The organism is Pseudomonas sp. IAC-BECa141, from assembly GCF_020544405.1.
GTDB lineage: Bacteria > Pseudomonadota > Gammaproteobacteria > Pseudomonadales > Pseudomonadaceae > Aquipseudomonas.
The window spans coordinates 3,350,021-3,370,689 of the sequence record NZ_CP065410.1 but is presented as its reverse complement, the minus strand read 5'-3'; the positions used below and the strand labels follow the sequence as shown (position 1 = coordinate 3,370,689).

Below are 20,669 nucleotides of genomic sequence, written 5' to 3'. Positions count from 1 at the left end.
CCTGTAGAAAAGGGCAGTGCAGTGCTTCACAAGCCCTTCAGATGAAGAATGCTCATGATCGAAAGCAGGAATTATCGGGAATTTACGCAGCGCCGGCCAATGCCAGAGTTGCCTGCGCGTACTTTTGCCGGGAAATCAGCAGTTTTGCCGGGCCACTGATCAACTGTTCGGCGAGTGCCAGGGCGGCACTTTCCGCCACGCCGTAGCAACCGGTGCGTTCGAAGGCGATTTGTGAATGATGACTCAAGCGTTGCTGATAACAGGCCAGCTCTTCGCTGCTGAAATACAGCAACGGCAGCGCCAGTTGTGCGGCGAGTTCCTGCAGGCCGGGTTCATCGCGCTTGAGGTCGATGCTGGCCAGCGCCTTGACCTTCTCAAGATCAATTCGATGCGCCTGTAGCGCCTGATCAAGCAATGCGCGCAGCGTGCTGGCCGGGCAGCCGCGCTGGCAGCCCAGGCCGACCACGAAGGTCGGCGCTGCGCTGTCATCGGTCATGCGTGGTACTGGCCTTCGCTTTTGCGGCGGAACAACCAGGCGCTGATCAGGCCCAGGGCCAGCCAGAACGCGACGTTGGTCAACTGCGAAGCGATTTTGAACTGCGCTTCCAGAGCTTCCGGTGCGAGCATCGAATGCACTTGCGGTTGTGGCGCGCCGATCACATGCGGCACGGCAAGGATCGCTACGCCGAGGATCTTCATCAGCCAGCTGCGGCTGAACGCGATCAAGGCCAGACCGACAGCGGTGGAGGCGGCAGTGCCGATCCACCACATCTGACGCGAGGCCAGGTCGGCAGCGGCGGTGCCGGGCAGCTCGGGCGGCAGACCCATGGTCGGGGCGAGCACGAAGGTCGCGTAACCGGCCAGGCCCCAGAGCAGGCCTTGGGAAGTTTTGGTCGGCGCCCGCAGGGTGTACAAACCCGCCAGCATCAGGGCAAAGCCCACGGCAACCACCAGATTGCCGCCGGTTGTGGACAGCACACGCTGCCAGCCGTCCTCCGGCTCCCAGGCTTCGGCATCGTGAGTGTGGGCGGCGGTGCCGGCGGCGTGTTCGTGAACCTCGACCACCGGTTCGGCTTTCTCGAAGGTTTCGGCCTGCAGAATCAGTGGCGAAACCCAGAAGCTTTGCAGCAACGTCAGGAGCAGGGCGGCCAGAAGGCCGGTGAAACCTGCGGTCTGCGCAATACGCTTGATCATGTCGTCAGGTCTCAGTGGCACGGGAACGCGGCGCTGTGACGGGTATCGTGGGCGGCGTTGTGTACCGCTTCGATGTGCGAGAAACCGGCGAAATACACGAGGCACGCACCCAGGATCGACGCGCAGACGGCGGCGGTCAGGCGTTGGCTCAGGGTAGTGGTGCTGGAGATCTTGTCCGAATTGCTGCCGGTGCTGCTGATGATCGACATGGCGCTTCCCTCTGGAGTGTCAGCGGGTGAACAGAGCGCATGAAAATCCCTGCGAGTCAGGCACGCAGAGGTTCGAACAGCGCCCGCCCACCGCGGGTTTGTTATGTTCAGTAACGCAGGATGCGCACTGTGTGTTGCGGGCCGGTCTCCGGGCTCACGAGGGGCTGGCGTCAGGCCGACCTGCAAGCGTCACCTTCCCATGCCATCGGCACAGTGGATCTGACGCTTCGCTCGCTTACCGTTGCGGGGGCAGCACCGGACTGACATGGCTTTAGAGTAAAGCACATGATTCACCGGTTTCCCGTTTCACCCTGTGAAGGGCACCCGTAACAAGTTGTGTAGGAGACCATGGGCGGGGGATTCGCGTCAATCGACGGCGCTAAAGCGTCGCGAGTGCCACGTACACCGCCAAGGCGATCAGAAACGCGTAATAGGACTTGATTGGCGTCAGGCTCAGCAGCCAGGCCAGCGTTACCGGCACAATCCACTGCATTGCAGCGGCGTGCTGCTTGGTCAGCGGAAGGAGTGACCCCGCCAGCAGGCTGACCAGCATCGCCACCGACGTGTACTTGCCAAGGCGACCGATGAAGCTGCGGGCACCGCCGGACAGCCGCTCGACATAGACCGCCAGCGGCAGCAGCCGGCAAATCGCGGACACCAGTGCGCAGATCAGCACATACAACCAGAAAGTACTAGGTTCGGTCATAGACATAACTCGTCAGGACTGTGACTGCCAGGACCAGCAGCAGGCTCACTTCGCCCAGCCAAAGCAAGCTGGCGGCGGTGGCCAGGCCGGCGATCCATTGCGCGTGGAAGCTGTGACGCTCGCGGGCCATCTTGCCAAGCGAGGCGCTGATGAAGACGGCGATCACCACGCTGACGTGATCCATCACGGCGTTGTCGGCCAGGCTCGCAAAGCAATAGCCGGCGATGGTGCCGAGCAGGGCGGCGGCATACAGCAAAAAGCACACGGTGTTGGCGTACGCTCGACTGATCGGCTGCTGTTCCTTGCGGATCGACATAAGCGTGAATGCAGCATTGGCCATCACCGCCAGCGCCGGAACGAACGCCTTGATCGGCCCTTCAAGGCTGGATTTCAGGCTCAGCGTGAAAACCAGAAAGCGCAGGTTGATGCTCAGCGCAGAGACCAGCACACCAAAGGCGTTCAGCAGATGCGCGGGCGTTTCCAGCAGCGTCAGTTGCAATGGCGAGGCCATCACCGTGCCGCTGAACACCACCATGGCCGGCATGTCCAGGCCATGGCGGCGCCCGAGCATGCCGATCAGGGTGAAAGTCAGCAACAGCGAGAACACGAACGGCAGCGCATCGCGAATGCCGGTCGCAATCTCGTTGTGCGACGCCGTTTTTGCCAGCGCGGAATCAACCGGCATGGGTGCTTTGCCGCGTGCCGGCGAGCAGTTCCTCGACCCCTTTCTTGTAGGCCAGGGCCTTCTCCAGGTAGTACTCGGTGGAGAAGCGCGGAATGAACTCTTCCACCACCGCGACCCCGCGATAGCCGTTGACCGCGAAACGATTGAGCACGTCGCTCAGGCGCAGGTTGCCTTCGCCGATCGGCAGATGCTGGTGGTGCGTATCGTTGAGATCGGCAATGTGCAGGTGCCGAGTGATCGGCGCCAGACCGGCGATGGCTTCGAACAGGCTTTCGCCATACGGCAGCAGCGAACACAGGTGCGTCACGTCGATGGTCACGAAGCATCCGGTTTCCTGGTGGAAGCGCAGGTGTTCCTCGACCGTGAATACCGGAAATTTCGGTCGCTGTCCGCCCATGTTTTCCAGGCACAGGGCAATGCCATCGGTGTTGCAGCGTGTTCTGACCTGATTGATCGCGTTGATCAGGTTGTCCAGCAACTCGGCATTTTCCAGCTGATCCTTATAGCCGGGGTGGAAGGTGACACTGGTGGCACCCGCCTCACGGGAAAAATCCACGGCGGCGCTCAGGCAGTCGACCGCCTGGGCGCGTTCGGCCAGATCCGGGGAGCACAGGTTGTACTGGCGTCCCCACCAGCCGGCATGCACGGTCAGGGTGATGCCATTGTGCTCAGTGAAACGGCGGATCTGCCGGGCCAGATTGACACGTTCCTCGGCGCTGAGTGACCAGAAGACCTGTTCGGCGTCTTCGCCGATTTCGAACTCCACGGCCTTGAAATGTCGGGCCAGATCGGTGATTGAGCCGAAGATATCCGCCGGGTTGTCGTAGACATTGGTGGAGAAGGAGATCAGCGGAAAATCCTGGCTGATCGGGCCATCGATACGGTACAGCGTTTCATTCGTGGTCATTGCGCCTGTCCTTGGGTAGTGAACCGTGGGTGGGAAATCGCAGCGTTGAAGGCTGCCTGGTCGTCCGCGTCGCTACAGCCCAGCAGCACGTAGCCGTGACGGTCTGCAGAGCGGCGGATGGGCCGGCCGAACTTGTCATGGTTGAGGATCGCGCGCAGCGCAAACGGCTGTTGCAGCAGACGCCCCTGCAGCGGTTTCGGGTCGGTGGTGTGGTCCGCTTCAATGTAGCGAATCGCCATTTTCACGTAGGGTTTCTCGATTTCCGGCAGTGCAGAGCCCGTCATTGCGGCGATGGTGCTGGCCGCCAGATGCACGCCGGTGGTTTTCCAGACCATTTCCCATATCTGGTCGCCGCCGAAGCGAGTCTGGGTCTCGATGAAGTGCAGGCGTGAACCGTCGAGCTTGATCTCGGTGTGAGCCGGGCCCCAGCGGTTGCCCATGCGTTCGAGCAGCCACAGCACGGCTTCTTCGATTTGCACGCGGCTGTCATCATCGAGCCCGGCGGGAAAGTCGTGGCCGGTTTCGACATACCCCGGCGCACCGCTGGTGTGTTTGCGGGTGATGCCGAGAATCTGGTGCCGGCCATCCAGACTCAAGGATTCGACACTGTATTCCTCGCCGGTGGCGAAGGCCTCGATCAGATTGCAGCCCTCAAGCGGCAGTTGCGCGACATCCTCTGGCCGGTCGATGGCGTAGACGCCTTGGCTGCCGGAGCCGTTGACGGGTTTGACAATGGCCGGGCCGTGACGGAGCACGAAGGCACGAACCTCCTCGCGACTGTTGACGGCGGCGGCCGGCAATTCGTAGCGGCTGCCTTGCAACAATTGACGAAACAGCAGCTTGTCGCGGCTGACTTCGACACTGCCCAGGCTGTTGTGGGCGATGCCCAGTTGTTCGCCCAGCCGGGATGCCGGCAACAGGCCCAGTTCCGAAAATGACACCACGGCATCGAACGGGTGCTGACGGTGCAGTCGCTCGATGGTTTCGCTGTAAGCGTCCAGTTCTGCGATGTCCGGCGTCAGTACCGGTGTTGCGTGCTTGCGCTGATAGTCAGACAGGTCACCAGGCTGTTGGACGAGGGTAAAGCGAAACTGCCTTTGTGTATCCCAGTCCATTCCCGAATCGCGGCCGCCGATGAGCAGAATGTGACGGATGCTCGTCGCGACGGGGACTTCGCCGTAGACATCGATGTCGGCGACGGCCAGCAAGGATTCGCGCAGGCTGGCGGTATCGGGTTGCTTGAACTCGATGTACAGGTAGTTCTGGAAACCGTTGCTGACCGGTCCGATGGCATCGCCCGGCTTGACATAGGCATACCGGCGCTGGAATCCCGCAAGGCGTTCGATGCGCTCGGCGTGGTGCAGTCCGTCATAGAACCGGTCGGTGCGGGCGAACGGTGTGGCAATGCCGAACGCAACGGGGGGCGGCCGGAAAGAGGCTGCATTTCAGCGGACAGTGTCCGGTGGTAGCAGACGTCCAGGTGCAAGCCCCAGGCTTGGCGAATCACGTGAATCCGGCTGCCGCCGGGGCGCGCGCCGACTTCGAGAATCTTCGGTCCGCTGGCGGTGAGAATGAACTCGACATGGGCAAACGTGCCTCTGAGTCCCAGTGCGTTGACGGCGTCATGGGCCAGTCGGTGGCAGCGTTCTTTCAGGCCGGCATCGGGTTCCAGCAGCGATGGCGTGTAGCGGGCGAAATGGTGGAAGTCACCACGCCCGATATCGACACCGGCAATCACGTCGACAATCGGAAAACTGTGGATCGAACCATCCGCAGCGATTGCGCAGTCGATGGAGTGGTTGGAGCCCTGGAGGAACTCCTCCAACAGCAACTGCTCGGTTTCGCGGCTTTTACCGGCCACATAACGCTGCAGCGCCGGCCATTCGTGGCGAGCATAGTCGAGCAGATCGTGGTGAGTGTGGATGCAACGAACGAACAGGCTGCTGTAGAGGTTCGCGGGTTTCAGAATAAACGGGTAGGGCAGTTCATCGGAGTGTGCCAGCAGGTCGTCGATTCGTACTTCGCGGGACGGCACGTGCAGGTCAGGGTTGTCCGACTGCTGGAAGTGTTGGCGCTGCAACGCCTTGTCCAGCGTGTTTTCCACGTTTTGATGCAAGTGAGCCAGTGTTGGCAGCGCCGCGCACAGGCGGGCTGTGACAGCAACATAGCCTTCGCGGAAATTCAGCACGCTGGTGAACCCGTGTTCATCGAGCAGACGTTGCGTCAATCCGATCAGATCCGCCGTCAGCCCTCTGGAAAAATCGTACTGTGCCACTGGCGAAATTCTTGTCGCGTCAGCGATCTTGCTGGTTTTACGGCTGTCGGCGATCAACAGCGGAGTAATGCCCTCGGCAATCAGGCCTTCGTACTCACCTTCGCGGATGTTGCCTATGATCAGGCAGGCGCTTGCTTTCATCGGCAAACCTCCGGGTCGAAGCTGTAATGGATTCGGTTCAGGCGCTGGCAAATGTGCGACAGACGGATCCGATCCACGCCGTTCGCACCGCCGCTCAAGACATTGCGGATTATGTGGGCCAAGGCATCCAGGTCCTCGCTGCTGATCCCCAGGCGAGTGATTTCCTGAAGGCCGAAGCGCAGGCAATCGCGTCCATGGACTTGTTTGTTGTTGACCCGGATGCCCAGTTCATTGAGTTCCTGCGCCGCTTGCCGCGCCAGGGGGCCTTCAAGCAAGAGCAAGTGCGTGTCGGTGGGGTGTAGCGTCCAGCCCGGCAAGCCTTTCAGGGCATCATGTAGTTGGCGGGTGTTGGCGCACATGCGCTGGGCATAGGCCTGTCCGTAGTGCCGGGTTTCCACCAGGGTGACAAACAATTGCAGCAGGCCGGGCAGGTTGGGCGAAGAGACCAGACCGCTGCTGAGCGTCTGTTCGATTCGCCAGGCCAGGTCGGCGCTTCGGCAGACGATCAGTGCCCGGTGCGGGCCTGCCAGGGATTTGTGGGTATTGCCTTGAAGAATATCCGCGCCTTCGTCAAGCGGGTTGGGAAAGGCCTGTCCGGCGATCAGGCCCAGGGTGTGCGACGCATCGTAAATAATCAGTGTCCGCTCCAACCCGCGGCGGTTCAGCAACGTACGCAATGGCTCGATTGCGATTGCCCGAGTGGTCAGGCCGTGATCGAACAGCACGGCTGCCGGCGCTGTACCGAGTGCCTGAAGTGTCTGATCGACAGCTTCGAGATCGACCTGTCCGTCCGCCGTCAGCGTGAAAAATGCGCTGCGCCTGCCGATTTTCTGCACCAGTGGCCCGGTCGCAAAATGCCCGCCGCTTTCCGGCGCAAGCGACAGAATGGTATCGCCCGGCTCGGTCAGCGCGCTCAGCACGCTCAACGTACAGTGCACGCCGGACAGCACCCGGTACTCGACGAATGGAGCGTTGAACATTGCCTGCACAGCCTGGGTCGCCAGCGTCTTCAAGGCTTCGACTTCCGGGAAGTGCTCAACGTGCATGCCATTGAATTGGGCGGCATAGCGTTGACCGTCGATGGCTTGCGCGTTGAATAAATAACGCTCGTAAAAACGGTTCTGTCCGAGCGTGCGCGCCGTCTCGGACAATATGTTTTCGTTGGCGGTCAACGACAACGTTGAAACTCGTCGAGCACAGGCTTGTTGGAATTGCTCAATAATAAAGTCATGTGCGCCGGGTGGGCTGGCTGAAAGTGCATGCGTCAAAGAGTTCATTAGTAGTCCGCCAGGTCGAAATCGATTATCAACATGTCGCGGCTGCCGCGATTCGAATTAATGCTTGATGTTTGCAGTGGGGAAACTTCGTGCAGAAGTATTCGGTCATTCAATACGGCTGTTTCCATGTAATCCGTCAAAGTTGCCTTGAATACACAGTCGCCACTTTCATTGAATATCCGACTTTCACCGCCGATGACGTCCTGGCGTTGAATCAGATGTTGAAAGACAAAATCGTGTCCATCGCGATGGCGGCCCTCGGGTGTGGCGAGGCCGGCATTACGCCGGTCGCAAAGGATGCGGAACTGGTGACAGGTCACCAGCCAGTCGCGCGGGCCGACTGCCAGATCCATCAGCGCCAGGTCAGCAGCGAGCACGGTTTGCAGGACCGGAGACTCGATAAACGTTGACTCGCTGCGGCTGTAGGTGCGCTGGACGCCGCCCAGCAGCGGGTTGTGAGCCTGGGCTTGAAAGAAATGGCAGTCTTGCAGCGGTGTCCACTGGCGCTCACGTTGGCGATATTCGAACTTGCAGATGCGCCGTTGGCGTATGCCGTTCTCCACGCTCAGGTAGGTATCGGGGTGCAAATGCTCCCAGGTCGCGTTGAACGCCTGAGACACATCGTGACCCAACAACCCGACCTGGACCGCCGGATATTGGTAACTGTGCGCGTAGTGGCAATTACGCAGTAGTTGGGACAGTTCCTGCAATACGGTGCCATCAGATTGCCGCAATGCATTGTCGGCGCTCATATTGCAGGCGCGTAAGCAGGATGGGCAGGAATAAAAAGCGTTGAATACTGATAGTAATCAGGCATGCAAGAATTCCTTTCTTGTAGAGTGCAGCGTCCTTTTGAATCTTCATGTTTCATATCTTGTTTTAATTTATCAATTCGGTTTTTGTAAAGATATGTAATTTGAGAGTTCGAGCGCTCTATTTCAAGGTCGAGCGTCGTGATGGGATAGTTGGTGGCTAGATGATATGTAAGAGATAACCTACAACTAATTTTTTAACTGAGAACTGTTTTCGATCAATATATTAAAGAACGATGTCCATATAACGAAATTGCCGCAGACGTTGACCCGCCTTGCGCGCATGCGTAGCCTTGCGCTTTCGAGGTTCTTCGGCCCACGCCGAAGCTAAGAAGGGAACGCGGTCCAAGCCGCGGCTGCCCCCGCAACTGTGAACGGTGCTGTTCGCTGCCACGCCACTGCCAACTCAATCCAGAGCCAGCGGGAAGGCGCAGCGAATACCGGGCCAAGGCCCGAACACCGTCAGCCAGGAGACCTGCCTCGTCACAGATTCTCACTTTCAACCGGGCGGGGTGATCCGGTGGCGAATTCTCCAGGCACGCACCCGCGTTGCCGGTCTCGTCCCGTATGCCCGCCACCTTGCCAAAGGGCATCCGATGAAAACACTGGCCAAACTTCCCGTCACCATCGTCACTGGCTTCCTCGGCTCGGGCAAAACCACCTTGCTGCGGCACATGCTCGACAACGCCCAGGGCCGCCGCATCGCGGTGATCGTCAACGAGTTTGGCGAGTTGGGCATCGACGGTGAAATCCTCAAGCAATGCACTATCGGCTGCACCGAAGAAGAAGCCACCGGCCGCGTCTACGAACTGGCCAACGGTTGCCTGTGCTGCACGGTTCAGGAAGAGTTCTTCCCGGTGATGCGTGAACTGGTGGCCCGTCGCGGCGACCTCGACCATATCCTGATCGAAACCTCGGGTCTGGCTCTGCCAAAGCCGCTGGTACAAGCCTTCCAGTGGCCGGAAATCCGCAGCGCCTGCACCGTGGACGCGGTGATCACCGTGGTCGACAGCCCGGCCGTGGCCGCCGGCACCTTCGCCGCGTTTCCGGATCAGGTCGACGCCCAGCGCAAACTCGATCCGAACCTGGATCACGAATCCCCGCTGCACGAACTGTTCGCCGATCAACTGGCCAGCGCCGACCTCGTCATCCTCAACAAGGCCGACCAGACCAGCCCTGAAGACCTCGCGCGCGTACGTGTGGAAGTCGCCGAAGAACTGCCGCCAGCAGTAAAAATCATCGAAGCCAGCAACGGCCGTCTGCCGCTGGACGTGCTGATCGGCCTGGGCGCCGGTTCCGAAGAACACATCGACAGCCGCCACAGCCACCACGATCACCACCACGGTGAAGGCGATGACGATCACGATGACCACGATCACGACGCCTTCGACTCGATCTCCATCGAACTGCCGCAAGCCGACGAAAGCCTGCTGCTCGATGCGCTGACGCAACTGGTGGTCCAGCACGGCATCCTGCGGGTCAAAGGTTTCGCGGCCATCCCGAACAAGCCGATGCGTCTGCTGATTCAGGGCGTGGGCACGCGTTTTGACAAGCACTTCGACCGCCAGTGGAGCGCCGATGAAGCGCGTATCACCCGTCTGGTATTGATCGGTCAGGAACTGGACGCTGCCCAGCTCGAAGCGCAACTGCGCGCCGCGCTCAGCGTTTAAACCATGCACCTGCTCAGGACTCAGCCCGGCGGTTTCGTGTCGGACGACAACATTGCCGACCTTGGACAAACCCCCGCCGAGCTGGTGATCCTGTGCAGCGGCGATTCCAGCCTCGCGCTGCTCGCCGAAGCGGCGCAGCAACTGCCCGAGGATTACCCGAGCGTACGCCTGGCCAACCCGATGCAGGTGCAGAACCATGCGTCGGTTGACCTGTACGTCGATGAGGTGCTGCGCCACGCCAAGGTGATTCTGATCTCGCTGCACGGCGGCATCGCTTATTGGCGTTATGGCGTCGAGCGGCTGGTGGAGTTGTCCGAGCGTGGTGTGCAGGTGATTCTGGTGCCGGGCGATGACCGGCCCGACCCGGAGCTCAGTGACCTGAGCACCGTCGGTGCCGAAGATCGTGACCGACTCTGGCAATTCTTGCGTCAGGGCGGCATGGGCAATGCGCTGGACTTCTTCCGCTGTCTGGCCAACCGCTGGCTGGCGCGGGATTACGTGTGGGGCGAGCCGCAGACGCTGCCGCGCACGGCGATTTACCACCCGAACAAAAACACCGCCGCACTGAGTGACTGGCAAGCCGATTGGCGGCCCGGTCATCCGGTAGCGGCGGTGCTGTTTTATCGCTCGCATTTGCAAGCGGCGAACACGGCGTTTATCGACGTGTTCTGCCAACGGCTTCAGGCGGCCGGACTCAATCCGCTGCCGATCGCCGTGGCCAGTCTGAAAGAACCCGGCTGCCTCTCGGTGGTCGAGGACTGGCTGGATGAGGTTGACGCTTCGGTGATCCTGAACACCACCGGTTTCGCTCAGTCCAGTCCCGAAGCGCCGCATCTGCGGCCATTCCGTCGAAACATTCCGGTGATCCAGGCGATCTGCGCCCAGGACAATGAACCCGGTTGGCGCGAGAGCGAGCAGGGCCTTGGACCGCGGGACCTGGCGATGCACATTGCCTTGCCGGAGCTCGACGGCCGGATCATCAGTCGGCCGATCAGCTTCAAGGACCTGGCGTGGCGCAGCGAGCGCAGTCAGTCCGATGTGGTGTGTTATCGGGCACAGCCCGAGCGCATGGATTTTGTGGCCGAACTGGCGCGCCGCTGGGTTGATCTGGCGCGGGTGCCGAACGCTGAAAAACGCATCGCCCTGATCCTCGCCAACTACCCGACCCGGGACGGGCGCATCGGCAACGGCGTCGGCCTCGACACGCCGGCCGCCGCGCTGAATATCCTGCGCGCGTTGCAGGTCGAGGGTTATCCGCTGCCGGCTGAACTGCCGGAAAGCGGCACTGAACTGATCCGGCAATTGCTTGGCGGCGTCAGTAATGACCTTGACACCCTCGATCAGCGTCCATGCCAGCAAAGCCTGGCGATGAACGATTATCTGGCGATGTTCAACGCGCTGCCTGAAGCCAATCGCGCGGCGGTGCTGGAGCGTTGGGGTTCGCCGCAGAACGATCCGATGTGCCGCGACGGGCGGATGATGATCGCCGGCCTGCGTTTTGGTCTGACTTTCGTCGGCATTCAGCCGGCACGGGGTTATCAGGTCGATCCGAGCGCGGTGTATCACGACCCGGATCTGGTGCCGCCGCACGCGTACCTCGCGTTCTATTTCTGGCTGCGCCAGACCTACGGCGCCCACGGCGTGATTCACGTCGGCAAGCACGGCAATCTCGAATGGCTGCCCGGCAAAGGCGTCGGCCTGTCGGAGAACTGCTGGCCGGACGCGCTGCTCGGGCCGCTGCCGAACATCTATCCGTTCATCGTCAACGATCCGGGCGAAGGCGCCCAGGCCAAACGTCGCACCCAGGCGGTGATCATCGACCATTTGATGCCGCCGCTGACCCGCGCTGAAACCTACGGTCCGTTGCGCAATCTGGAGCTGTTGGCCGACGAGTATTACGAAGCCCAACTGCTGGACCCTCGCCGCGCCCGTGAGTTGCAGCGCGACATTCTGCAACTGGTGCGTGACACGCAGATTGACCGCGAACTGCAACTCGACGAAGCCCTCGACAGCGATGCCGATGCGGCGATCTGGCTGCCGCGTCTGGATACGTATCTGTGTGACTTGAAGGAATCGCAGATCCGCGATGGGCTGCACATTTTTGGCGAGTCGCCGACCGGACGTTTGCGTATCGATACCTTGCTCGCGTTGCTGCGGATTCCGCGTGGCGATGGCAAAGGGTCGCAATCGAGTCTGTTGCGGGCGTTGGCCAAGGCGTTTCAGTTGGGGTTTGATCCGCTGCATTGCGCGTTGGCCGAACCCTGGACTGGCCCGCGTCCGATGGAGCTGCAATCGCTGAGCGATGAAGTCTGGCGCACGGCGGGGGATACCCGCGAACGCCTTGAGCTGTTCGCAACGGAGTTGATCACGCACGCTGTGAGCGATTCCTGTGGGAGCGAGCTTGCACGCGAAGGCGTCTTGTCTGCCAACACTTCTGGGACTGACACACCGCAATCGCGAGCAAGCTCGCTCCCACAGGGTCCTCACTGGTCTGAAGTCGGCGTAATCATCGACCATCTTCGTGAAGTCGTTGCCCCACGCCTCGATGCCTGCGGTCCGGCCGAAATGCGAGGTTTGCTCGACGCCCTGAGCGGCCGTTTCGTCCCGGCCGGCCCGAGTGGTGCGCCGAGTCGCGGTCGTCTTGATGTGCTGCCGACCGGGCGCAATTTCTATTCGGTGGACGTGCGCAACCTGCCGACCACCACTGCGTGGCGAATCGGTTTCCAGTCGGCAACCCTGATTCTCGAACGACACCTTCAGGATCACGGCGACCACCTGCGCCAACTCGGCCTGTCGGTCTGGGGTACCGCCACCATGCGCACTGGCGGCGATGACATCGCCCAGGCCATGGCGCTGATGGGCGTGCGACCGGTTTGGGCCACGGGTAGTCAGCGAGTCGATGATTTCGAGATTCTGCCGCTGAGCCTGCTCGACCGGCCTCGGGTCGATGTCACGCTGCGGGTCTCCGGATTTTTCCGCGACGCGTTCGCCAACCTGATCCGCCTGTTCGACGCCGCCGTTCAAGCCGTGGCGGAACTGGACGAACCGGACGATCTCAACCCGTTGGCCGCCAAAGTGCGTGCCGAGCGCGAGGCGTTGCGGCAGTCGGGTCTGGATGAGGACGCTGCGCGTCGTCAGGCTGGCTGGCGGATTTTCGGTGCCAAACCCGGTGCTTATGGCGCGGGTGTGCAGGGCGCCATCGATGGTCGCCTCTGGCAAACCCGCGAGGATCTGGCCGAGGTCTACCTGAGCTGGGGCGCCTACGCTTACGGCGGTTCTGACGAAGGCACCGCCGCCCGCGAACAGTTCGTCCAGCGTCTGAGCCAGGTACAGGCCGTGCTGCAAAACCAGGACAACCGCGAGCATGACCTGCTCGATTCCAACGACTATTACCAGTTTCAGGGCGGCATGCTCGCTGCCGTGGAAAGCCTGCGCGGTGAAGCGGCGGCCAGTTATCACGGCGATCACAGTCAGCCGGATCTGCCGAAGATTCGCACCCTGAAAGAAGAGCTGAACCGGGTGATCCGTTCCCGGGCGGCGAATCCGAAATGGATCGACGGGGTCAAGCGCCACGGCTATAAAGGCGCGTTCGAACTGGCGGCGACGGTCGATAATCTTTTTGCCTTCGACGCCACCACGCAGTTGATCGAGGATCACCAGTACGCCTTGCTGGCCGATGCGTATTTGCTGGACCCTGCGACCCGCGAGTTCGTGCGCGAGCATAATCCCCACGCCTTGCGCGACATGACCGAACGCATGCTCGAAGCGCAGCAGCGCGGGATGTGGCAGGAGCCGGGCGCCTACAAAGAGGCCCTGGAAAACCTGCTGCTGGATATAGAAGAAGAGAGCTGAGACTGAACATGACCGACACCCCGCATTTTCCGCTCTGCGCCGTGGTCGGCGCCGATGACCTGAAACTGGCGCTGTACCTGACGGCCATCGATCCAAAGATCGGCGGCGTGCTGATTGAAGGCCCGCGCGGCATGGCAAAGTCCACGCTCGCCCGGGGTCTGGCGGATCTGTTGGCCAGTGGTCAGTTTGTCACCTTGCCGTTGGGCGCCACCGAAGAGCGACTGGTCGGCACGCTGGATCTGGATGCGGCGTTGAGCGATGGTCGTGCGCAGTTTTCTCCCGGCGTATTGGCCAAGGCCGATGGCGGCGTGTTGTATGTTGATGAAGTGAATCTGCTGCCGGACCATTTGGTGGATCTGCTGCTTGATGTCGCCGCCAGCGGCACCAACCTGATCGAGCGTGATGGCATTTCCCATCGGCATTCGGCGAAGTTTGTGTTGATCGGCACGATGAACCCGGAAGAGGGTGAGTTGCGTCCGCAATTGCTGGACCGCTTCGGTCTGAACGTTGCGCTGAGTGGCCACACTGCGCCGAACGAGCGGGCTCAGATCATTCGTCGTCGACTGGATTTCGATAGCGATCCGCAAGCGTTTTGTTCGCAGTGGGAGGCTGAGCAGCAGGTTCTGCGTCAGCGCTGCGAGAACGCCCGCAAGGTTTTACCGGCTATTGCGCTGGATGACGCGGCGCTGGCGCAGATCACCGAGCGCTGCTTCGCCGCAGGCGTCGACGGTTTGCGCGCCGATCTGGTCTGGTTGCGTGCCGCGAGGGCACATGCGGCGTGGCGCGGTGCCGAAGCCATTGCCGAGCAGGATATCGATGCCGTGGCTGAGTTTGCCTTGCGTCACCGGCGTCGCGAGCAGTCTGTGGCGAGTCCGCCGCCACCGGCGCAATCGCCGTCCGGCACTGACGCCGAGCTGGGCGAAGGGCAGGGCCAGTGGGGCGAAATGCCGGCTCCGGCCCTCGCAACCGGTGCCCGCCGTGAAGTCCCGACCTGGCCGCCACACCTACAAAAAAAGCCTTAGGCATTCGCCCCCGATCTGACGCGGGGGCGAATGCCAGACCCCGGGCCGGACGGCTCGATAACGGCCGACAAGGCAAGCGGCACGCGGCTCGCAGCGGCTCGGTGAACTGGCCCGGAACCTTGCTCAATGGCCTCCCGAAAGTCCGCGCGGACCTGCTGTTTCAACTGCGTACCCGCACGCCCCATGAACTGTGGCTGGTGGTCGTCGATGCCTCCGCTTCGACCCGTCGCCATCAGGCATTGAGCGATGCCAAGGGCTTGCTCGCGCAACTGTTCGACGACGCTTATCGGCAGCGCGCGCGTCTTGCGTTGCTGACCGCAAGCGGCGCGGCGCCGAAATGGCAGGTGCAAGGACTGAAGGCCTCCAGCGGGTTGCGCGCATGGCTCGATGGGTTGGGCGCGGGAGGCGGCACGCCGCTGTTGGCGGCGCTGACGGAAGCCGGGCATTGGCTTGCGGTGCGGCGCAAGCGTTTTCCCGTCGAACAACAACGGTTGCTGGTGATCACCGATGGCCGGTTGAAAGACTGTCCGCAAATGCCAGCGCTGGTGTGTCCCGGCCTGTTGATCGATATCGAGCGCGGGCCGATCCGGCTGGGCCGTGCAAGGCAATTGGCGACAGCGCTGGACGCCGATTACCGGCATATCGACGAGTTGTTGTCGGTCTGAGAGCTATGCTGCAGTGGGGCCCAATCACAAGGAGTGAATCATGCGCGTACTGGTCGCCAATCCGCAGGACGATTTTCGCGTCAAGGCCTACGCCGGAACCAATGGCGTGCTGCTCGCCATGGACCTCGCCGAATCCCGCCGCAAAGGCCTGCTGGGATTTGCCATCGAAAAGCAGCAGGGCGCCAAACCGTGGCTGTTTCTGTTCAATAGCCTGACCTTTCCCGACAAGGCCCATACCTTCCCGCAGTTTCACGCCACGCCCAGCGACAAGGCACCGCTACAGAAATTTCGCTGGGCCGATTACGCAGTCAATCCGGGCATGACGATCCACTATCGCGTACACCTGGCGTATGGCTCGCCGGATGCACCGCAACTGGGCGAAGCGCTGGAACTGACGATTCGTTCCGACGACGGTCACCCCGCGAATCAGAGCGTGATCTTCAACCGCGCCGTGGCTGCGAGCCAGGCGTTTCAGCGCAAATTCCCCGAACTCGACGCCTTGATCAGCGCCAACAAAAAACTGCCCATCGAAGCCTGGCCCGATGCGGCGCGTCAGTGGCTGGAGAACGGTCTGCTCGGACGCCTGCAAGGGTTTATCGAACGTGCAACGGACGGTCAATGGGCGCTGGATATCGCGATCTACGAGTATCAGTTGCAAGCCATCATCGACACGGTGAACGCGGCGTTCGATCGGGGTGTTCAGGTGCGGGTGCTGTATCACGCCCGGCCCGATGACGAAGACACGACGATCAACGAAGCGAGCCTTGCGAAACTGCCGGCGACCAGCAAACGCGGGCGGGTCACTCACAACATTTTCCATAACAAGTTCATTGTCCTCAGCCGCCTCGACGGAGGCGGCGAGCGCCACCCGCAAGCGGTGCTGTGCGGCAGCACCAACTTCACCGCCAACGGCGTATACCGCCAGGCCAACGTGGTGCATGTGCTGGACGATTCGACGGTCAGCGCGAGTTACCTGAAAACCTTCGAGCAGATCTGGGCCGAGCCGGCGGACGTCGGCGCCACCCGCGACTGGATCACTCAACACAACCCGATGAATCCGGCACAGCCCTTGTTTGCCGGGTTCTCCCCGCGCACCGGCGGTGCGGATTTGCGGGAGTTCGTCGACATCATCGAGGGGGCGAAGAAAGACCTGCTGTTCGTTACCGCCTTCGCCTTGCCCGACGCGATTCTCAACGCATTGCTCGGCCAGCCCCACGACGACATCCTGCGGTACGGCCTGCAAAACACGGTCAGCCGCATCACCGGGTTTCACGCCGACCGAACCGCCGAATTCGCCGCCACCGCATTGCTCAACACCGGGCTGGAAGGCTGGCTACGGGAAAACATGAAAGGCCAGAAAGGCAACCTGCTGGTGCACACCAAAGCGGTGGTCATCGACTTCACCAGCGACAGCCCGACCATCATCAGCGGCAGCCACAACCTCAGTACCTCGGCCAGCAACGGCAATGACGAGAACTACCTGATCATTCGCGGCGACACCGATCTGGCGGATCGCTATGGCCTGGAACTGCTGCGGTTCTACGAGCATTACCGTTTTCGCTACTTCGCGAAAAAACTGGCGTTGAAACAGGTGCAGCCGTTGGCGGCGGATGACCGCTGGACCAACGACTACTACGTCGAGGATGACCTGCGTCAGTTGTCGCGCCTGCGGTTTGCCGGGCGTTAGGCGTTCATCGCCTGTCGGTACTGGCGGGTCCGGCGGCTGAGGTACAACCGGTCGCGGATCAGCGCCCAGAGTGCCGACACCTCGGGCTTGGGCTGGCGGCCACGGCTCAGACGGGACATCTGGAAGCGAACCACGGCCATGTTCGCCAGTGCGGCCAGCGGTTTGCGTTTCCAGCGGATCGGTGGCAGTTGCGGCTCGCTGTTACGGCCTTCGCGCCAGTGTTTGACCAGGTTTGGCTCAATGGCCAGCGCAGTAGCGATGCCGGCCATGTCGATGCCGCTGTCGAGCACTTGTTCGACCACGGGCAGGCGGCGGATACCGCCGGTGACCATCACCGGCATGCGCGCGACGCTGGCCAGTTCGGTAGCCATTTCCAGAAAGAATGCCTCGCGGGCGAGGGTGCGTCCGTCACGCGCTTCACCTTGCATTGCCGGGGCTTCGTAGCTGCCGCCGGACAGTTCCAGCAGGTCGATCGGCTGCTCGTTGAGCCATTCGATCACCTGAAGTGCGTCGTCGGTGTCGAAGCCGCCGCGCTGGAAGTCCGCCGAATTGAGTTTCACGGCCACGCAGAATTGCGGCGACACCGCCTGGCGGATGGCCTCAATCACCGACAGCAGCAGGCGCGCGCGGTTTTCCAGCGACCCCCCCCAGCGATCGGTGCGGCGGTTGGTCAGCGGCGAGAGAAACTGACTGAGCAGATAGCCGTGCGCAGCGTGGATCTGCACCCCGGTGAAACCGGCTTTTTCGGCAAGGGCGGCACTTTTTGCGAACCGTTGAATGACTTCTTCGATATCGTCCTCGGTCATTGGCCTGGGCTCGGCGAACAGTTTCGAGAATGAGCCCATTTCCAGTGCCACCGCCGATGGCGCCAGCGCTTGCTGGCCCATATTGGCAAAGGTCTGACGACCGGGATGATTGAGTTGGACCCAGACCTGCGCGCCGCCGCTGCGTGCGATTTCGGCCCATTGGCGGAAGCGCTCCAGATGCCGCTCGTCTTCAAGCACGACGCCACCGGGCCCGGTCATGGCGCGGCGGTCGATCATCACATTGCCGGTCAACAGCAAACCGGCGCCGCCGTCGGCCCAGGCTTGATACAAACGGAACAATTCGCGGGACGGTGCCTGGTTTCGGTCCGCGAGGTTTTCTTCCATCGCGGCTTTGGCAATACGGTTGCCGACGGTCTGGCCGTTGGGCAGATTCAAAATCTGGAAGGGTGACATTGCTTGACTCCTCAACAGTGATGGAGCGAGGCTAAGATTAAAGTTAACTTTAATGTCAAGCGGGCAAATCGAGGCTGAAATGAAAATCGGTGAATTGGCGCAGCAGAGTGGCTTGAGCGCTTCGAGTATTCGTTTTTATGAGGCTCAGGGTCTGATTCCCAAAGTGGAGCGCCAGGGCAATGGTTATCGGCGCTACCCGCCACAAGTACTGCAAACCCTGAATATCATCCGCAGCGCCCAGCAGGCCGGGTTTTCCCTGGAAGAGCTCAAGCAGCTGTTGCCTGCCGCCGGTACCGGTGAGTTCAAACACGATGAGCTGGTGGCGGGTCTGACGCGCAAGGTCGAGCAGATCGAAGTCATGCAGCAGCATCTGGCTCAGAGCAAGGCGCGGCTGCTGGAGGTGATCGAGAATATTCAATCCAAGCCTGAAGGCATGAGCTGCGGTGCCAATGCGGACCGGGTGTTGTCGACGCTTTACCCGTAAAAGCCCGGAGACAGGTGCGGCGTACAGATTTTGAAATGATTTCCAGCTGTAGGAAAAGTTATCTGAGCCTGTACGCTTCAAGGCCTTTTTTCATTCAGGATTTGCATGAACACCCTCTCGGAGCCTCCCAGTTCTATTCTAGGAATCCCATTCCCCTCGCGCTGTCGCGCGGTCTTGACGCACTCGCAACATCCGGTCTTCCGACTACCGACTATCGTTGTTGGCGCAGCCTTCGAGCTTTCGCGCCGCACTTTGCCGTGCCCGGCAGCCTGAAATCACTGAAGAGAGATAGAGACAGAATATGGAATGGTTAGCGGATCCCACGGCATGGCTGGGCTTGTTGACACTGATCGTGCTGGAACTGGTACTGGGTATCGACAACCTGGTGTTCATCGCAATCCTGGCGGACAAACTGCCGCCCCATCAGCGCGATCGTGCGCGGATCATTGGCTTGAGTCTGGCGTTGATCATGCGTCTGGGTCTGCTGGCGAGTATTTCCTGGCTGGTCACCCTCACACAGCCGTTGTTCGAAGTGTTCGACAAGAGCTTCTCCGGCCGTGACCTGATCATGCTGTTCGGTGGTGTGTTCCTGTTGTTCAAAGCAACCATGGAGTTGCACGAACGTTTGGAAGGCCACGTCGGCGAGCGTTCGACCAATACCGCTTATGCGCTGTTCTGGCCGATCGTGGCGCAGATTGTCGTGCTGGACGCGGTGTTCTCTTTGGACGCGGTGATCACGGCGGTGGGCATGGTCGATGAACTGGCGGTGATGATGATCGCGGTGGTCGTGTCCATCGGTGTGATGATCGTTGCCAGCAAGCCGCTGACCCGCTTCGTCAACGCCCATCCGACGGTGATCATGCTGTGTCTGGGCTTCCTGATGATGATCGGTTTCGCGCTGACCGCCGAAGGCCTGGGCTTCCACATTCCGAAAGGTTATCTGTACGCCGCGATTGGTTTCTCGATCCTGATCGAAATCTTCAACCAGATCGCCCGCGCCCGTCGCAAGCGCTCGATGCAGGGATTGCGCCCGATGCGTGAGCGCACGGCCCATGCGGTGATGCGTCTGTTGGGCGGTCGCAAACTGGCAGTGGAAGAGGTCGGCGAGGAAATTTCCGACTTGCTGGACAACGGTGAAGCGCCGAGCGCGGAGCTGTTCGACCGTCGCGAACGGGTGATGATCAGCGGTGTGCTGCAACTGGCTGAACGGCCGATTCGCGCTCTGATGACGGTGCGCGCCGATGTCGATCACATTGATCTGGCCGACGATGCCGAGGCTATTCGCACGCGACTGATGCATTCGTCCTACTCGCGCTTGCCGCTGATTCGTAACGGCGCGGTGGATGAGCCGCTGGGCTTCGTGCACAAGAAGGAACTGCTCAAGGAATACCTGGCCGGCAATGAGCCCAACCTTGAACACCTGGCGCGCAAGACCGTCAATCTGCTGGACAGTTATTCGATCCTCAACGCACTGGAGCAAATGCGTGCGGCCTCGACCCACATTGCCTTTGTGGTGAATGAGTTCGGTGACTTTGTGGGTGTGTTGACCATGACCGACATTCTTGAGTCGATCGCCGGCGAGCTGCCGGACGCCAGCGAAATCGCCGGCCCGGACGTGGTCGAAGAGCAGGGCGGGTTCATCGTCAATGGTGCGCTGAATCTGACCCGCATCCGTGAACACACCGGTTTTCGCGCCGAGCCGACCGAGGATTACCAGACCCTGGCCGGGCTGGTGATGAGCCTGCTGGATCGCCTGCCGATGAAGGGCGATCGACTGGAGCATGAAGGCTGGGGCATGACCGTGATGGCGGTCGAAGAGCGTCGCGTGACACGGGTGTTGCTGGTGCGTGAGGCCTGACGGCC

18 protein-coding genes and 2 riboswitches are annotated in these 20,669 nt (G+C 61.1%); of the genes, 7 read left to right on the top strand and 11 right to left on the bottom strand.

Annotated elements, in window-relative coordinates:
- Window positions 1–82 precede the first annotated feature (82 nt).
- The 10 genes from I5961_RS15355 to I5961_RS15310 form a co-directional block, all read right to left on the bottom strand.
- Window positions 83–496: a cobalamin biosynthesis protein gene (locus tag I5961_RS15355; protein ID WP_085695929.1), complete on the bottom strand. Its 414-nt coding sequence runs from the start codon at window positions 494–496 to the stop codon at window positions 83–85.
- Window positions 493–1,194, bottom strand: coding sequence for a CbtA family protein (locus tag I5961_RS15350; protein WP_085695930.1), 702 nt, complete (start codon window positions 1,192–1,194; stop codon window positions 493–495). Before I5961_RS15350 ends, I5961_RS15355 begins: the two co-directional genes overlap by 4 nt.
- An 11-nt stretch (window positions 1,195–1,205) precedes the next feature.
- Entirely contained in the window at window positions 1,206–1,403 is a 198-nt protein-coding gene (locus I5961_RS15345) for a CbtB domain-containing protein (RefSeq protein WP_007959524.1), read from the bottom strand.
- A gap of 121 nt (window positions 1,404–1,524) precedes the next feature.
- A riboswitch (cobalamin riboswitch) is annotated at window positions 1,525–1,746 on the bottom strand.
- Between the two features lie 36 nt (window positions 1,747–1,782).
- The gene (locus tag I5961_RS15340) at window positions 1,783–2,109 is read right to left on the bottom strand and encodes a hypothetical protein (protein ID WP_227232746.1); all 327 of its coding nucleotides are present in this window, start codon (window positions 2,107–2,109) and stop codon (window positions 1,783–1,785) included.
- Complete coding sequence (locus I5961_RS15335; protein ID WP_227232745.1) at window positions 2,096–2,794, bottom strand: AzlC family ABC transporter permease; 699 nt, start codon at window positions 2,792–2,794, stop codon at window positions 2,096–2,098. The genes I5961_RS15340 and I5961_RS15335 overlap by 14 nt, the downstream gene beginning before the upstream one ends.
- Window positions 2,784–3,701: a sugar phosphate isomerase/epimerase family protein gene (locus tag I5961_RS15330; RefSeq protein WP_227232744.1), complete on the bottom strand. Its 918-nt coding sequence runs from the start codon at window positions 3,699–3,701 to the stop codon at window positions 2,784–2,786. The genes I5961_RS15335 and I5961_RS15330 overlap by 11 nt, the downstream gene beginning before the upstream one ends.
- Window positions 3,698–4,816, bottom strand: coding sequence for an ATP-grasp domain-containing protein (locus I5961_RS15325; RefSeq protein ID WP_227232743.1), 1,119 nt, complete (start codon window positions 4,814–4,816; stop codon window positions 3,698–3,700). Before I5961_RS15325 ends, I5961_RS15330 begins: the two co-directional genes overlap by 4 nt.
- Window positions 4,720–6,117, bottom strand: a complete 1,398-nt coding sequence (locus I5961_RS15320) for an ATP-grasp domain-containing protein (RefSeq protein ID WP_227232742.1) — start codon at window positions 6,115–6,117, stop codon at window positions 4,720–4,722. The genes I5961_RS15325 and I5961_RS15320 overlap by 97 nt, the downstream gene beginning before the upstream one ends.
- Window positions 6,114–7,394, bottom strand: coding sequence for a hypothetical protein (locus I5961_RS15315; RefSeq protein WP_227232741.1), 1,281 nt, complete (start codon window positions 7,392–7,394; stop codon window positions 6,114–6,116). Before I5961_RS15315 ends, I5961_RS15320 begins: the two co-directional genes overlap by 4 nt.
- Complete coding sequence (locus I5961_RS15310; protein WP_227232740.1) at window positions 7,394–8,146, bottom strand: 2OG-Fe dioxygenase family protein; 753 nt, start codon at window positions 8,144–8,146, stop codon at window positions 7,394–7,396. Before I5961_RS15310 ends, I5961_RS15315 begins: the two co-directional genes overlap by 1 nt.
- Window positions 8,147–8,493: 347 nt before the next feature.
- Window positions 8,494–8,704, top strand: a riboswitch (cobalamin riboswitch).
- Window positions 8,705–8,802: 98 nt separating this feature from the next.
- Between I5961_RS15310 and cobW the strand changes: the two genes are divergently transcribed.
- The 5 genes from cobW (at window position 8,803) to I5961_RS15285 (ending at window position 17,102) form a co-directional block, all read left to right on the top strand.
- Window positions 8,803–9,876, top strand: a complete 1,074-nt coding sequence (cobW, locus tag I5961_RS15305) for a cobalamin biosynthesis protein CobW (RefSeq protein ID WP_085695937.1) — start codon at window positions 8,803–8,805, stop codon at window positions 9,874–9,876.
- A 3-nt stretch (window positions 9,877–9,879) separates the two neighbouring features.
- Window positions 9,880–13,728 carry a cobaltochelatase subunit CobN gene (cobN, locus tag I5961_RS15300; protein WP_227232739.1) on the top strand — a complete coding sequence of 1,283 codons (3,849 nt, stop codon included), beginning with the start codon at window positions 9,880–9,882 and terminating at the stop codon, window positions 13,726–13,728.
- A gap of 8 nt (window positions 13,729–13,736) precedes the next feature.
- On the top strand, window positions 13,737–14,750 hold the full coding sequence (locus I5961_RS15295) for an ATP-binding protein (RefSeq protein WP_227232738.1): 1,014 nt from the start codon (window positions 13,737–13,739) through the stop codon (window positions 14,748–14,750).
- A 119-nt stretch (window positions 14,751–14,869) separates the two neighbouring features.
- Window positions 14,870–15,415 carry a vWA domain-containing protein gene (locus I5961_RS15290; protein ID WP_227232737.1) on the top strand — a complete coding sequence of 182 codons (546 nt, stop codon included), beginning with the start codon at window positions 14,870–14,872 and terminating at the stop codon, window positions 15,413–15,415.
- Between the two features lie 40 nt (window positions 15,416–15,455).
- Entirely contained in the window at window positions 15,456–17,102 is a 1,647-nt protein-coding gene (locus tag I5961_RS15285; protein WP_227232736.1) for a phospholipase D-like domain-containing protein, read from the top strand.
- On the opposite strand, the gene I5961_RS15280 is transcribed toward I5961_RS15285, so the two are convergent.
- On the bottom strand, window positions 17,099–18,322 hold the full coding sequence (locus I5961_RS15280) for an NADH:flavin oxidoreductase/NADH oxidase family protein (protein WP_227232735.1): 1,224 nt from the start codon (window positions 18,320–18,322) through the stop codon (window positions 17,099–17,101). The genes I5961_RS15285 and I5961_RS15280 overlap by 4 nt on opposite strands.
- 79 nt (window positions 18,323–18,401) lie before the next feature.
- On the opposite strand from I5961_RS15280, the gene I5961_RS15275 reads away from it, so the two are divergent.
- A complete protein-coding gene (locus tag I5961_RS15275; protein WP_085695943.1) occupies window positions 18,402–18,806 on the top strand; it encodes a MerR family transcriptional regulator in 405 nt (134 codons plus the stop codon).
- A gap of 301 nt (window positions 18,807–19,107) precedes the next feature.
- Window positions 19,108–20,664: a TerC family protein gene (locus tag I5961_RS15270; RefSeq protein ID WP_227232734.1), complete on the top strand. Its 1,557-nt coding sequence runs from the start codon at window positions 19,108–19,110 to the stop codon at window positions 20,662–20,664.
- Window positions 20,665–20,669 lie beyond the last annotated feature (5 nt).

Bases quoted from the DNA above. Each gene is read 5' to 3' on its own strand.
- I5961_RS15355 (WP_085695929.1), bottom strand. From the start codon at position 496: ATGACCGATGACAGCGCAGCGCCGACCTTCGTGGTCGGCCTGGGCTGC.
- I5961_RS15350 (WP_085695930.1), bottom strand. From the start codon at position 1,194: ATGATCAAGCGTATTGCGCAGACCGCAGGTTTCACCGGCCTTCTGGCC.
- I5961_RS15345 (WP_007959524.1), bottom strand. From the start codon at position 1,403: ATGTCGATCATCAGCAGCACCGGCAGCAATTCGGACAAGATCTCCAGC.
- I5961_RS15340 (WP_227232746.1), bottom strand. From the start codon at position 2,109: ATGACCGAACCTAGTACTTTCTGGTTGTATGTGCTGATCTGCGCACTG.
- I5961_RS15335 (WP_227232745.1), bottom strand. From the start codon at position 2,794: ATGCCGGTTGATTCCGCGCTGGCAAAAACGGCGTCGCACAACGAGATT.
- I5961_RS15330 (WP_227232744.1), bottom strand. From the start codon at position 3,701: ATGACCACGAATGAAACGCTGTACCGTATCGATGGCCCGATCAGCCAG.
- I5961_RS15325 (WP_227232743.1), bottom strand. From the start codon at position 4,816: ATGGACTGGGATACACAAAGGCAGTTTCGCTTTACCCTCGTCCAACAG.
- I5961_RS15320 (WP_227232742.1), bottom strand. From the start codon at position 6,117: ATGAAAGCAAGCGCCTGCCTGATCATAGGCAACATCCGCGAAGGTGAG.
- I5961_RS15315 (WP_227232741.1), bottom strand. From the start codon at position 7,394: ATGAACTCTTTGACGCATGCACTTTCAGCCAGCCCACCCGGCGCACAT.
- I5961_RS15310 (WP_227232740.1), bottom strand. From the start codon at position 8,146: ATGAGCGCCGACAATGCATTGCGGCAATCTGATGGCACCGTATTGCAG.
- cobW (WP_085695937.1), top strand. From the start codon at position 8,803: ATGAAAACACTGGCCAAACTTCCCGTCACCATCGTCACTGGCTTCCTC.
- cobN (WP_227232739.1), top strand. From the start codon at position 9,880: ATGCACCTGCTCAGGACTCAGCCCGGCGGTTTCGTGTCGGACGACAAC.
- I5961_RS15295 (WP_227232738.1), top strand. From the start codon at position 13,737: ATGACCGACACCCCGCATTTTCCGCTCTGCGCCGTGGTCGGCGCCGAT.
- I5961_RS15285 (WP_227232736.1), top strand. From the start codon at position 15,456: ATGCGCGTACTGGTCGCCAATCCGCAGGACGATTTTCGCGTCAAGGCC.
- I5961_RS15280 (WP_227232735.1), bottom strand. From the start codon at position 18,322: ATGTCACCCTTCCAGATTTTGAATCTGCCCAACGGCCAGACCGTCGGC.
- I5961_RS15275 (WP_085695943.1), top strand. From the start codon at position 18,402: ATGAAAATCGGTGAATTGGCGCAGCAGAGTGGCTTGAGCGCTTCGAGT.
- I5961_RS15270 (WP_227232734.1), top strand. From the start codon at position 19,108: ATGGAATGGTTAGCGGATCCCACGGCATGGCTGGGCTTGTTGACACTG.